Source organism: Frankia sp. CoWAU3 (assembly GCF_977971855.1).
In genome coordinates, this window is record NZ_CDWWXB010000089.1 from 1 (window position 1) to 12,284 (window position 12,284).

General features: G+C 70.6%; 13 protein-coding genes. 8 read left to right on the plus strand and 5 right to left on the minus strand.

The window, feature by feature from the left end; translation table 11 throughout:
- From AC08ON_RS10050 to AC08ON_RS10060, 3 genes are all read left to right on the plus strand, one after another.
- Positions 1 to 1,368 (plus strand): thiopeptide-type bacteriocin biosynthesis protein (locus AC08ON_RS10050; RefSeq protein WP_476616833.1); only part of this gene is annotated, 1,368 nt, incomplete at its 5' end.
- Positions 1,365 to 2,156 (plus strand): lanthionine synthetase LanC family protein, encoded by a 792-nt coding sequence (locus tag AC08ON_RS10055; RefSeq protein WP_476616834.1) that lies wholly within the window; start codon positions 1,365 to 1,367, stop codon positions 2,154 to 2,156. The genes AC08ON_RS10050 and AC08ON_RS10055, both read left to right, overlap by 4 nt.
- Positions 2,157 to 2,400: 244 nt before the next feature.
- On the plus strand, positions 2,401 to 2,625 hold the full coding sequence (locus tag AC08ON_RS10060) for a hypothetical protein (protein WP_476616835.1): 225 nt from the start codon (positions 2,401 to 2,403) through the stop codon (positions 2,623 to 2,625).
- Between the two features lie 18 nt (positions 2,626 to 2,643).
- On the opposite strand, the gene fxlM is transcribed toward AC08ON_RS10060, so the two are convergent.
- Positions 2,644 to 3,870, minus strand: a complete 1,227-nt coding sequence (gene fxlM / locus AC08ON_RS10065) for a methyltransferase, FxLD system (protein WP_476616836.1) — start codon at positions 3,868 to 3,870, stop codon at positions 2,644 to 2,646.
- A 440-nt stretch (positions 3,871 to 4,310) separates the two neighbouring features.
- Between fxlM and AC08ON_RS10070 the strand changes: the two genes are divergently transcribed.
- Together AC08ON_RS10070 and AC08ON_RS10075 are read left to right on the plus strand one after the other, a co-directional pair.
- On the plus strand, positions 4,311 to 5,990 hold the full coding sequence (locus tag AC08ON_RS10070; RefSeq protein ID WP_476616837.1) for a helix-turn-helix domain-containing protein: 1,680 nt from the start codon (positions 4,311 to 4,313) through the stop codon (positions 5,988 to 5,990).
- Between the two features lie 77 nt (positions 5,991 to 6,067).
- The gene (locus AC08ON_RS10075) at positions 6,068 to 6,520 is read left to right on the plus strand and encodes a dCMP deaminase (RefSeq protein WP_476616838.1); all 453 of its coding nucleotides are present in this window, start codon (positions 6,068 to 6,070) and stop codon (positions 6,518 to 6,520) included.
- Here AC08ON_RS10075 and AC08ON_RS10080 read toward each other — a convergent pair.
- Both AC08ON_RS10080 and AC08ON_RS10085 read right to left on the minus strand, forming a co-directional pair.
- The gene (locus AC08ON_RS10080; RefSeq protein ID WP_476616839.1) at positions 6,453 to 7,265 is read right to left on the minus strand and encodes an ATP-binding protein; all 813 of its coding nucleotides are present in this window, start codon (positions 7,263 to 7,265) and stop codon (positions 6,453 to 6,455) included. The genes AC08ON_RS10075 and AC08ON_RS10080 overlap by 68 nt on opposite strands.
- Entirely contained in the window at positions 7,262 to 7,678 is a 417-nt protein-coding gene (locus AC08ON_RS10085; RefSeq protein WP_476616840.1) for a hypothetical protein, read from the minus strand. The genes AC08ON_RS10080 and AC08ON_RS10085 overlap by 4 nt, the downstream gene beginning before the upstream one ends.
- A gap of 233 nt (positions 7,679 to 7,911) precedes the next feature.
- Between AC08ON_RS10085 and AC08ON_RS10090 the strand changes: the two genes are divergently transcribed.
- From AC08ON_RS10090 to AC08ON_RS10100, 3 genes are all read left to right on the plus strand, one after another.
- The gene (locus AC08ON_RS10090; protein ID WP_476616841.1) at positions 7,912 to 9,279 is read left to right on the plus strand and encodes a hypothetical protein; all 1,368 of its coding nucleotides are present in this window, start codon (positions 7,912 to 7,914) and stop codon (positions 9,277 to 9,279) included.
- Positions 9,276 to 9,974, plus strand: a complete 699-nt coding sequence (locus AC08ON_RS10095; protein ID WP_476616842.1) for an NUDIX domain-containing protein — start codon at positions 9,276 to 9,278, stop codon at positions 9,972 to 9,974. Before AC08ON_RS10090 ends, AC08ON_RS10095 begins: the two co-directional genes overlap by 4 nt.
- A gap of 94 nt (positions 9,975 to 10,068) precedes the next feature.
- Complete coding sequence (locus tag AC08ON_RS10100; RefSeq protein WP_476616843.1) at positions 10,069 to 10,875, plus strand: DNA-directed RNA polymerase subunit alpha C-terminal domain-containing protein; 807 nt, start codon at positions 10,069 to 10,071, stop codon at positions 10,873 to 10,875.
- 13 nt (positions 10,876 to 10,888) lie between these two features.
- Here the strand turns inward: AC08ON_RS10100 and AC08ON_RS10105 are convergent, their stop codons facing one another.
- Both AC08ON_RS10105 and AC08ON_RS10110 read right to left on the minus strand, forming a co-directional pair.
- Entirely contained in the window at positions 10,889 to 11,398 is a 510-nt protein-coding gene (locus AC08ON_RS10105; RefSeq protein ID WP_476616844.1) for a hypothetical protein, read from the minus strand.
- Between the two features lie 589 nt (positions 11,399 to 11,987).
- Positions 11,988 to 12,284: hypothetical protein (locus AC08ON_RS10110; RefSeq protein WP_476616845.1), on the minus strand; the 297-nt coding region annotated here is incomplete at its 5' end.

A 12,284-nucleotide genomic window follows, 5' to 3' on the forward strand; every position in this document is an offset into this window, starting at 1 on the left:
AAGGTTAAACGACAAGCTCAGCGCCTCACGCTATGGTCCCGTACCCGCCGCTGCCAGGTCGTGCCGATCCTGAACTCTCGAATCGGGCCGCGTTACCTGCCGGCAGAGGCCCGGCTGCTGGCACTGCTGGGCCGCTCCGGGTGCCGCCCGTGGCGCCTGTTCTCCTGGGGGTCGCTGCGTGACACCGCGTTCCAGCCACGGGTGCGGTATCGGTCGACGATTCTCGCGCCCGCCCGCTGGCGTTTGCCGAAGCGGCTGACAGACGCCGCCCGCGACCCTGCGGCCTGGCCGGAACAGCTGCGGTCCTGGCGGACGTCCACCGCACCGCCGCCCCCAACCGTCGTCGTCACCGACGACGACGAACGACGGCTCCCCCTCGACCTCGATGACCTGCGGGACGTGGAGCTGCTGCGCCGCTATGTGCGGCGCGGGCTGCGGGCCGTCACCGAACAGTCAGGCGGCGACGGCACGATCCAGGATGTCGTCACCGGCCCGTCGGGCCGCCACCTGCTCGAACTCGTCATCCCGCTCGCCGCCCCGGCGCCCCCGCCGGCCCCAGCCCGTCCAATCACCACGCGGCCCAGGCCGACCGGGGCTGGGCACTATCTGCCGGGCGGCCCGTGGTTGTCGCTCGCGATCGGCGCACCGGCGGCACAGCACGACGAGATCCTCGCCGACCTCGCCGAACCCCTTCCGGACATGCGCGGAATGTTCGACCGCTGGTTCTGGCTGCGCTACCGCACGCAGGCGCTCGGCCCACATCTGCGGGTCCGTTTCCATGGGACTCCGGCTGTCCTCGGCGGCGAACTCCTGCCCGCCGTCTCCCAATGGGGCGCGCGCCTGGTGACGGACGCCCTCGCCTCCGGATTCAGCGTCGAGCCCTACGACCAGGAGATCGAGCGCTACGGCGGCCCGACAGCGATCGAGACAGCCGAGGAGGTCTTCGCGGCCGACAGCGATCTGGTGCTCGCCACGCTGACCGCGACCCATGAGCCGGACCAGCGGCTCGTGGTGGCCGCGCTGACCGCGGCGGCGGTGGCCCGCACGCTCGCCGACCATGATCCCGCCGCGTTCGGCCGCCCCCGCCTCGACCGGGCCGCCCACCGCCGCCTCGCCGAGCTGGGCCGCCTCGTGAACGACGCGGCCCGCGACGGCGCGACCGCCCTCCCCCCGTCCCACCCCGCCTGGGCGGCATACCTGGACGCGCTGCGCGCGTATCACGACCGCCTGCCCGCCGACCGGCGCGCGGACTGCGCCTCTTCTGTGATCCACATGCACGCCAACCGGCTCCTCGGGGACACCGCTCAGGAGCGGCTCGCCAGGGCTCTGGCCACAGGTCTCCTCGCCCGCGAGACAGCGCCACGGTGACCGCCGATGCCCTGGCCGGCGATGCGCAGCGGCGATGCCTCGCCGTCGCCGAACGGCTCCTGCGTCCCGAGACGGTCACGGCCGCTCTCCCGGCCGAGGCCGCAGGTAGCCTCGCCGACGGCCTGCCTGGAACGGCGCTGCTCCACGCCAGGTTGGCGGTCGTCCATCCCGATTTCGCGACGGCCGCGGCGAACCATTGGACCCACGCAGCCCGCCAGACCCCACGAGGTGTCAACCGCGCGGGCGTGTTCCACGCCGGTGCGGGCCTGGCCGCTTCGCTGATCATCGGTGTGCCCTATCTCCCCGACCCAGCCAGCCACGCCACGAGCACGGCCAGGGCCGCCCGCTGGCTGTCCACGCAGGCCGTCACCCTGGCCGAGCACCACCGTGTCGCCCTCGCCCACGGGGCGATCGGCACTCCCTGGCACGTCTACGACGTCATCACCGGGCTCGCCGGGACCGGCAGGGTCCTACTCGCCGCCCACCAGTCAGGACACACCGCCGCCGAACCGGGGCTGCTGGCCGCGCTCACCACGCTCAGCGCGTTGATCAACCACAGGGCCGGAAGCCGCCCCGGCTGGTGGCTACCCGCGAACCGCCACCCAGACGCTGTCACCGCGCACCCCTCCGGCGCGGCAACCACCGGCATGGCCCACGGGATCGCGGGGCCTCTCGCGCTCATCGCCACCGCGCACAGGGCCGGAGTCACCGTCCCCGGCCAGTACGACGCCATCACGCGCGCCGCCGCCTGGCTGCTGCGCTGGCGCGACGAACGGACCAGGACCTAGCCCCCGCACATCACAGGCGACGAACTCGACGCCGGCCACGCCGCCCCGCCAGCCGGACGCGCTGATGCCTGGTGCTACGGCATCCCCGGCATCAGCCGCGCCCTCACCATCGCCGGCCAAGCCGCGGGACAACCCGCGGTGCAGCACGCCGCGCGCGACGCTCTGCGACTCTTAGCGGAACGGCCGGCCCACTGGGACGTCGAAGGACCGACGCTACGCCGGCGTCCTGCGCGCCGCCGGCGCCATGCACAACACAGGTGTCGCCACACAGGCCGCGACCGCGGTCACAGACGCGTTCGACCCCACACGCCGTTTCGGCTTCGCGCACGTCGCTGGGAGCGCGGCCACCGACCGGCCCGGCTTCCTCACTGGCGCTGCCGGAACGGCGCTCGCTCTCGCCGAGTACGCCGGGTGCCCCATGCCCGAGGGCCTGCGCACGACCTGGGACGCCCTGCTGCTCTTGTCCTGACACCGCCCGGCCAAGCGATCAAACCGCGGCGGGTACCTGCTCGGCCACCCGGACGAGAACCCGACTGTCGCGCTTGTCGACCGCAAGCAGCACACCCGGCACCTCCGGAGGGACGGCGTCAGCCGGATATGCCTCGATCCACAGCCGGACGCCCTGCCCACCGTCACGGTCCCAGTCGCGGACCCGCTCGGCGAGCCGGGCCGCCAGCTCGCCGCCCCGCGGGCCGTAGCCGCAGGCACCGATCTCGTAGCTGGGCATCTTCGCATCGCCGGTAGGACTCGGCCGCGTCGTGAGATAGGCCAGCGTCCCGCCCTCAACGATCCCCATGCTTCCCCACGGTCCCTTCGGCGCCATCAGTCGGCCGTCCTCGACCGCAGCCCGCGACACCAGGAGCCGGCAGAAGCCCTCCAGCGTGGCCAGCCAGAAATCGAGATGCTCTGTCCAGCCCCACGGGACGGCGACCCCGGTCCAGCACGCCGCCGCAGGATGATCCAACGCGCCCCGCAACGCCGAGGCGTCCACCGGGCGATCGTCATCGAGCCGGACCACCAGGTCCGGGCCGGCACCGACCGGGATGTTCTGCTCGCGCACCGCGCCGACGCCGCGCATCGGCATGAACCCGTCCTCCATGACCGATCGGCTTCGCAGAACCGCTCCGGCGCGCTCGAAGACGACCGTTCGGGTCAGCCCGAGGATCCGTAGCGGCACCACCAGACGCCCGTCCTCGGCCAGCTGCTCCCACCAAGCCCTCGGAATATCCCAGGCACCCGCGGTGACCACGATCCGGTCGAACACCGGTCGTCCAGGCGCGCCGAGCATGCCGTCTCCGTGCACCACCGTCACGGCCGCATCCAGGCCGCTCAGCGCGGCGCGCGCCGCGGACGCCACAGCCTCGTCGCACTCGATCGTCGTCACGGAACCAGTCGGGCCAACCAGATGGGCGAGCAACGCCGCGTTGTACCCAGTCCCAGCGCCGATCTCAAGAACCCGATGCCCTGGACGGACGTCGAGCTTCTCCAGCATCCCGGCGACCGTGCCCGGCGCGGAAGCCGAGCTGACCGGAACTCCGTCACCATCGCGATGAGTCACCACCGGGTCAGGCCCATAGGCGCGTTCCAGGGAGACGTCGGGCACGAACACGTGCCTCGGCACCACCCGCATCGCCGCGTCCACCTGGTCGCTCAGCGCCGCACCCCACGGCCGCAGGCCATCGACCATCGCATTCCTCAGCTGGTCGGCTGACACGTTCCCGCCTCCAAGATCATTGTTCCAGTGATCCGCCAGTCACCTCGCCTGCCCCGACCCATGTCGGCGACGGGGCGGTACGCCGACACCAGCTCCGGGAATGGAGTCGGTCTCCGGTACGACATCTTGCCCCGCGACCCACCAAGAGCCGGAGCTCCTTCAAGGAGACAAGGAGGCAGGTCGCACGGGGCGGGTAGCGATACAACCGCGCCTGTGCAGCGCGAGAGCCGACGGTGGGATGACAGCGCCGTGGCCGGCGGACAGCACGCTGCCACCCGTCCCGGGCCTGCCACGCTCCCGAGCGTGGGCTTTGCTGGAGGTGGTGGCAATACCGCGCAGCGTTATCCGCTATGAGCTTTAGGCATTGACATCGACACGGACGGTGCTACGGTTCGCGCGTTGACCGCCCGCCGCGTACGGATCGGGGAAGACGGCCAGGGATGACGACGCCACGCCCGCGACGCAGTTGCACCCACTGCGGCCACCGGCTCGCCGCCGACAATGCTGGTTCCGCATGTGGACCGTGCCAGCGGACCCACGACGAGGCGTCTCCGCCCGCCGTGCCGGCGGAGTTCTGGGAGTCAGAGCAGATGCGCGCCGCCCTGGCCAGCTGGCACATGGGCCGTGTCATCCACGCCTACCGCACCCACCCGCATCACCGGCGCACCCTGTCCCAGGAGCTCGTCGCCGGCTGGCTCGGACTCACCCAAGCTCAGCTCAGCCACCTGGAAAACGGCCGCGCCCCGGAACAGCTGTCCAAGCTGATCCACTACAGCCGCGCGCTCGCCATCCCCGTTGACCTGCTCTGGTTCGACCGCCCAGGCGAACCTCGCCACCCGGCACCACACAGCCTTCGGTCGAACGCTGCTCCGAGCAATGCGCCGACCGCGGCGATGGGCGCGCACACAGCGCCCGTGCGCACGCTTGAATGGCTGCTCCCCGAGCCACCACTGCTCCCGCAAGCCCGCGCGGGCCGAGCGAGTGAAGAGTTGGCCGGAAGCTCCGAAGGTACGGACGGCCGGCTCCGCCGGCTCGACGATGTCGTCGGTAGCCGCGACGTGCACATCTTGATCAGCGGAGAACTCGCATTCGACGGAAGGATCGTCCTCGTGCCCGTCCATCGCCGGGACTTCCTGCGCGGCCTGGGTCTCACGGCCGCAAGCGGAGCAGCTCTCAGCTCACTCTCCACGTCGGCGACGGTCCCACCTGTGTCGGCTTCGCTGGACCCCCGCGTCGTTGACCACCTCGCACGGCTGCGCGCGGTGCTCGCCGAGAACGACAACCTCTTCGGCCCACGCCAGGTCATCACCGCGGCGCAGGAACAGACCAGCCTCCTCGCCGCCCAGCTCCGCCACAGCACGAGTTCGACCCCGCAACGGCAGACCCTGCACCACATCCAGACGCAGTTCGCCGATCTCCTCGGATGGCTCCACCAGGACAGCGGAGATCACGCCACGGCTGGATACTGGCTCGACCGTGCGTTGGAGTGGTCGCATCGTGCAGGCGATCCCAAGGCCACGATGTTCATCCTGGCTCGCAAGAGCCAACTCGCCGCGGACCGCGGCGACCCCGGCGAAGCCATCGACGTCGCCGACGCCGCATTGACCAGCGCGGAGCCGACCGGCAGCCTCGCCGCGATCGCCGCGACCTACAGCGCGCACGGCCACGCACTACGCGGCGAGAAAACCACCTGCCTGACGCTCTACGACCGCGCCCACGACATCCTCGACCGCGCCGAACCCGACACCGACCCCTGGGGACAGTTCTTCAGCCCCGCCTACATCGAAGTCCAGCGGGCACACAGCCTCGCCGCACTCGGCGACTACCCGGCCGCAGCCACCGGCTTCCAGACCGCGATCGACGGCCTGCCCCCGGCCTACCAGCGCGACCGCGGCGTCTACCTCGCCCGCGAAGCCCTCGCACACGCAGGAGCACGCGAACCCGAGCAAGCCGCGACACTCGGCCTCCAGGCGCTCACGGTCGGTACCCGGACGCATTCTGGCCGCATCATGACCAGTCTTCGGTCACTGCATGACGCCGTCGCAGGATGGCAGACTGTCCCCCAGGTACGAGAGTTCCGCCAGGCGATGGGCCAAGTGCCCACAGCCATGAACGTCTGATCGCAGCGCGCCACGCCACCGGCCACCCGGCTACACCGCCCTCGGCAGGACCGGACCAGGGAAGGACGAGCCGCTCCATGCCCCAGCTCGACGATCACCGTTGGATGACCCGGGCCATCGAACTCGCCCACCGCTGCCCACCCGCCGCCGGCGCCTACTCGGTGGGCGCCGTCATCGTCGACGAGAACAATGAGGAGATCGCCTTCGGGTTCTCCCGCGAGGTCGACGACGCGGTACACGCCGAGGAGTCCGCGCTCGCGAAGATCGCTACCGGCGATCCGCGGCTCGCCACCGCGACGATCTACAGCACCCTCGAACCCTGCTCCCAGCGCAAGTCCCGGCCACGCACCTGCACCCAGCTCATCCTGGAAGCGAAGATCCCACGGGTGGTCATCGCCTGGCGTGAACCCAGCCTCTTCGTCGCCGACTGCCAAGGCTACGAACTGCTCACCCAGGCCGGTGTCACTGTCGTGGAACTGCCCGAACTCGGTGAACAGGCCCGCGCCATGAACGCCCACCTGTCGGTCTGATCCAATTTCGGGCTGATGTCCGCTCGGCCTCGGACCGCTCTGGGCCGGTGTTCGCCGCCGGTCCGTTGCTACACGGGGTGGGAGGATTAGTGCCAGGGGTCGAGCGCGTGCAGGCGCTCGGCAACCCGCGCACGACCGCGGGATCCGTACTGAAGGTGATGTCCGGCAGGCCCGGCGCGCGTGCCGGAGCGGCCGTTGGCTCGGGTACGGGTCGTGGGGTGCGTTCGGGCAGCGGTGGCTCGTCGCGGCGGCGCTGAACAGGCACAATAGCGCCGGGAAACCGTGCCCACACGACGATCCCGCCGGAGGTCGCCCGATAGGAGCCCCACCGGTCGGTGAGCGCCTCGACGAGGCCCAGGCCCCGGCCCGTTTCGCTGTCCTCGTCCGGTCGCTGCACCGTGGGCTGGGTGGCGTCGGGTCGGCTCCATACTTCGACCAGGACGTTGCCGCTGGCGGTGGACAGCCGGACCGCGACGAATTCGTCTTCCGGGCGGCTGGCGCGCACGGAATTGGTCACCAGTTCGGACACGACCAGTGCGGCGACCTCGACGGCCTGCCGGTCGACTGACCATGCTGTCAGAGTTTCGACGGTTTCCGCGCGTACGACGGGGACCGCCGTGTCGCGGGGCGACAGGTGAGCCACAGCGACGTGTCCGGTCGTGGGCTGGCTGGGTGTCGCGCGGAAGCCGGTGCTGGTCACAGCTGCGGGGACGGCGAGCGGAACCGCCGTTGGCGGGAGGCTCATGCGATCGTCCGCCGTGCACCGGGCTGGCTCTGGGGCCTGACCTGGTGCTGGTCAGCGCGGGGGGCCGTGACGGTATGGAGGCGTGCCCCCAGCACCTCGATCTCGACCTCGATGGCGCGGCGCACCGGGGCCAGCGGCGAGAGGTGGTCGACATCGATCACGAGAACGTCGCCGCCCGATCGCACGACGGTGTCGAGCAGGACACTGAGGCCGGGTCGGACGAGACGCCCCGGCGGTACGCAGCGATCGACGAAGACCTCGGCGAGGCTCATGCCTTCCGCGCGGGCGTGGTCGATGAGTTGGTCGTGCAGGCGGTCGATGACGGCTTCGTCGGTGTGCTCAACGCCGATGTAGCCGTACACCGCTCGTGCCGGCTCGCTGGTCGGGAGGATCGGGATCGGCCCGCTGTCCACGGCTACCTCCATGCAGGCTTGGCCGCTGGCTCGCGCCCGAGGCCGAGGAGGTGTGGTCGACTCGGCCCCGAGCGCGTGGCGTAAGCGTGCGCAGGCCAGACAGGATGGGCTATGCCGATTCCTGTATGACACTCATACGTCGCGCGGTTCATAGCGCACCGGCCGTACACGATCTGGACTTACACTGCTGGCGCATAGCACCTGGACGGCCACGAGTGGAAGCAGGGCGAGTCATGAACGCATCGAGCCGCTACTGCGGCTCGTGCGGAGGTCGGCTGGCGCGCGACAACACCGACGCCCTGTGTGCCCGGTGCATCGGTCACAGCCGCAGCGCGCAGGACACCGCTCCCGACGTGCCAGAGCGGTTCTGGCACACCGACCAGATGCGTGACGCCCTCGCGGCTCAGCACATAGGCCGGGTCTCCGCGGCCTATCGCCTGCACCCTTACCACCCCCGGCCCATCAGCCAGGAACGGCTAGGCCGGTGGCTCACCCTGACGCAGGCCCAGGTCAGCCGGATCGAGAGCGGGCCCCCTATCCGTGATCTCGACCGGCTGGCGCACTGGGCACGGACCCTGCGGATGCCGCCGCACCTGCTGTGGTTCGACCTCCCCGGGCGACCCCGGCCGACACCGGTAACCGTCGCGCTGGCCACCGGGTCCAGCGGCCAGCTGTCACCGCCGGTCGCAGCGGCCGGAGGAACCCTCGACACGATCCGCTCGGCCGCGCTCGCGTTCCGTGCCGCCGACCACCAACTCGGGGGCGGTCGGCTGTATCCGGTGGTGGTCAGGTTCCTCCAGACCGAGGTGGCTCCGCAGTTGGTCGGCCACCAGTATGCGCCTTCGGCGATCTTCTCGGCGGCTGCCTCGTTGACCGACATGGCCGGATGGCTGGCCTACGACGACGACCGCGGCGACCTCGCGGCCCAGCACTTCGTCCAGGCATTCGGCCTCGCCACCGCGGCCGGTGACCAGGCGCTCAGCGCGCAGGCGCTCGTCAGCCAGAGTCACCTAGCCTTGGAAAATGGCCATCCTCGCGACGCCGTCCGACTCGCCCAGGCGGGCCTCGCGCTGGTGCCGCGTGATCCCCAGTGTGGGGCGCTACGAAGCCGCCTGCACGCGATGACCGCACGAGGGAACGCCCTGGCGGGCGCGTCGGCCGCGTGCCTGGCCGCGCTGCGCGACGCCGAACGAGAACTGGTCCGCGCGCTGCCCACCGGCGACGAATGGCTCAGCCCGTTCGACGAAGCGGCGCTCGCCGCCGAAGCCGCCATCTGCCTGCGCGACCTGCACGACTGGACCGCGGCCGAACGGGAGGCCCTGCGGGTCCTGGAGCTGCGCACACCAGACCGGACCCGCAGCCGAGCCTTCACCCACCTCACGCTGGCGACCGTGTACCTCGGGCGCGGGGACCTCGACGCAACCTGCGACATCGGCACACAGATCCTCGACGCCGCCACGCAGCTGAACTCCGACCGCGTCGTCAACCACCTGCGGGCACTTGGCCGCAGCCTCGAACCGCAGGCCCGCCTACCAGCAGTCGCCGAGTTCCTCAGCCGGGTCAACACGGCCCTGCCCGCCGCAACCATCGAGGTGTCATGAGCACCGCGCAGGACTGGGAGGACAGCAACCGCGACCGGGACGCCGCGGAGTTCGCCCACCTCGCCGCCGGCAACGCCCGGCAAGCCCGCAAACGGGTCTCCGCCGACGCCGTCATCCGAGACGAAACCGGGCGCCTCCTACTGGTCGACCCGACCTACAAACCCGACTGGGACCTCCCCGGCGGCATGGCCGAAGCCAACGAACCACCCCGCCACGCCCTCCGCCGCGAACTCAAAGAAGAACTCGACCTAGACCTACCCGTCGGCGAGCTGCTGTGCGTGGACTGGGTCTCCCCACACGGACCCTGGGACGACCTGTTGGCCTTCGTCTTCGACGGCGGCACCCTGCCCGCCGACAGGGCCCACGCGCTCCATCCCGTCGACCCAGAACTCGCCGCCGTCCGCTTCTGCCCACCGAACGAAGCCGCGCGGCTCCTGCGCCCCTATGTCTGGCACCGAACCCAAGCCGCCCTCACCGCCCTCGAACGCGGCACGGCCACCTACCTTCCACGACGGCCACGCCTAACCTGGCCTGATGCCATCCCGCCCCAGCGACGGGCCGGTGACGATCGAGCTTCGCAGTGCTCACGCTTCTGGTCCGCGGCCAACGCCCAGCAGCTCATCGACGATCGGCGAGCAGCACAGGGGATCGGGCCGGCCCCGAAGTCACCGAGGCGGCACCGGTCGCGAGCATGATGTCACAATCTGTCTCAGTATCCGCATTGCCGTGATCCACACCTGGTGACCGGCGCGTGACCGGCGTTGGCCGTGGAGGTCTGGAGGCGTCCCCGTGAGTAAGGGATCCGTCGGTGCTGGCCGTCGGCTGGTGCATTTCACCGGGGACAGCAACGGCCCCGCGGGCACGTCCGCCCACGAAGCCCTGATGATCATCGTGCCGCAGTTTCTCGGGCACGGGGCCCGCTCGTCGAGGATCCTGGAGCAGTACCCGGACCGGGCCGGACTCGACGCGACGGTGTATGGCCTGGTGGAGTCCCGGGAGATCCTCGTGGTCGGTCAGAACCGGCTCGCCGACCAGCTGCGCCAGGTCCTGCGCGCCGGCGAGGTCCCGGAATGGCGGCTCCGGGACCTGCCCGCCAAGCAGACACCCGTCCACGCACTGTACGCACGGCTGTCGGCACGAGCGGCCAACCTGTTGCGGCAGGGTGCATTCGTGTCCGCGCAGGAGGTCGCCGCGCTTCCCGACGAGGTCCTTCTGGAGATCCGGGGGCTGGGCCCAGGCGCGCTCGCCGAGATCCGCTCCGCTCTCGCCGACCCGTCGCTGCACGAGTTCACCGTCGTGCTCACCTCCCCGACCGACGGCCCGGCCAGCCACTATCCCGATCCTGCTGGGGAGGACTTCGCGGGCCGGCTGCGGCCCGAGCTGCGGTACCGCTATCGCGACTTCCTGCGTGGGCTGGCCGACGCCGACCTCCCGCCCGCGTCGTTGGACACGATCCTGGACTCACTCGCGGCCGAATCGGTGCCGCCCGACGATCCGGCCGTCGGGGACATCCTGGTAGCGGCCGGCGCCCTGGACCTTCTCGCCTACTACCAGAACATCCACGAGGTCCCGCACAGATCCCACCAGGGCTGGTGATCGTGGCGGGTGTTCAGCGTGGGAGCTGCGCGGCAAGATCCGGTATGCCGGCGTTCAACAGGCGGTGCATCGCCGCACCCGGCGTCCGCTGAAGCGCCTGGACCGGGGAGTCGAAGTACACGGCGTCGTCGAACACCGGCTCCCCACCGGGACCGCGGGCGAACGGGACCCCGCCGTAGTCGACACCGTCGTCCACGTCGCAGCTCATCCAGGTGATCGTCTCGGTCTCCCCCGGCTGCAACGGTGCCGTGAACAGAGGCCGCGCCTGTATGATCTCCCCGTCGTCGAACCAGACCTGCGGGACGGCGAACACCCAGCGGTGGGTCCCGTTCGCCTGGGCACGGGCTGCGGAACGGATCTCGAACTCCAGCGCGGTCGCCCAGCTGAACAGGTAGTCGTAGTCGCTCAGGATCAGCGTCCGCTCGCCGTGCAGGCCCACGATCGCGGGGTAGTCACCGGCGCGGACGGCCCGCTGCGCACGGGCGGTGATGTCCTCGACCAGGATCGCGGTTGCGCTGTTCATAGCCCAGCCCTTCCTTCCAGGTTCGCCGACGAGCCCGATAGCCTGCCGGCACGGCCGGAGCTGGCCTTTCACTTCTGGTACGGCGACGGCGCCGGCCCGACCGTCCGGAGCCAGCGCGGAAACCTTCCCAGCCCTGAGGGCGGCAGGAGCGACGTGGTGCCGGCCTCATGCCCTCACCCAGATACGGCGACCAGGACAGCCGAACCGTCCGCCAGCGGTCCGGATCCGCGCCATCGGGGCTCAAAACCGCAGAAACGCCACGCAGACCGCCGCGCCAAGGCCGCGCGGCGGCGGCCCATAGCCGAGCCGGCCCTTCCCTTCACATGCGGCGCGCTGGGCCGCCCGACCGTCCACCGCAGCACAGGAATTTCTTCCGACCGGCGGCGTAGCCACGCCGGGCTGCGATGTTTTGCGCCGTCATCCCTGATACGGCGGCAGTGACGGCCGAACCGTCCGCCTGGTGCTGGGTGGGCACGGGGACTTTCAAGCCCCGCTGCGGCGCCGGAGCAGGGGTGACCGAACGGCCCGTCCTGCTCTGCGCTCACCTCGGTAACCGACACCGACTCGACCAGCAGGTCAGGCAAGCCTGTCAATCGTCGATCGAGCCGTGCCCGCGCTCGATGTCCATCGTTCCTGCGCCGGGCTGCTGTCGTCTTGCTTCGTGCACCGCGTCTGTCCAGGCCAGGAGCAGCTCGGGGCCGTTGCGTTTCATGAGCCGCACGATGATCGTGTTCAACACGAGGTCCAGCAGGTACGTGTGCGGCGTTTCCACGTTTCTAGCCGAGGGCGTGTCCTCGGCATTGTAATCGAGCTCACTACCCGGAGCGTCCGGATCGAACTCTTCGTCGCGCGTATGCCAGAGTTCCCCTACCTGCCAAGATGATGT

Coding starts and splice junctions, on each gene's coding strand:
- AC08ON_RS10105 (WP_476616844.1), bottom strand. CDS start 11,398: ATGAACAGCGCAACCGCGATCCTGGTCGAGGACATCACCGCCCGTGCG.
- AC08ON_RS10080 (WP_476616839.1), bottom strand. CDS start 7,265: ATGAGCCTCCCGCCAACGGCGGTTCCGCTCGCCGTCCCCGCAGCTGTG.
- AC08ON_RS10090 (WP_476616841.1), top strand. CDS start 7,912: ATGAACGCATCGAGCCGCTACTGCGGCTCGTGCGGAGGTCGGCTGGCG.
- AC08ON_RS10060 (WP_476616835.1), top strand. CDS start 2,401: ATGCACAACACAGGTGTCGCCACACAGGCCGCGACCGCGGTCACAGAC.
- AC08ON_RS10075 (WP_476616838.1), top strand. CDS start 6,068: ATGCCCCAGCTCGACGATCACCGTTGGATGACCCGGGCCATCGAACTC.
- AC08ON_RS10070 (WP_476616837.1), top strand. CDS start 4,311: ATGACGACGCCACGCCCGCGACGCAGTTGCACCCACTGCGGCCACCGG.
- AC08ON_RS10095 (WP_476616842.1), top strand. CDS start 9,276: ATGAGCACCGCGCAGGACTGGGAGGACAGCAACCGCGACCGGGACGCC.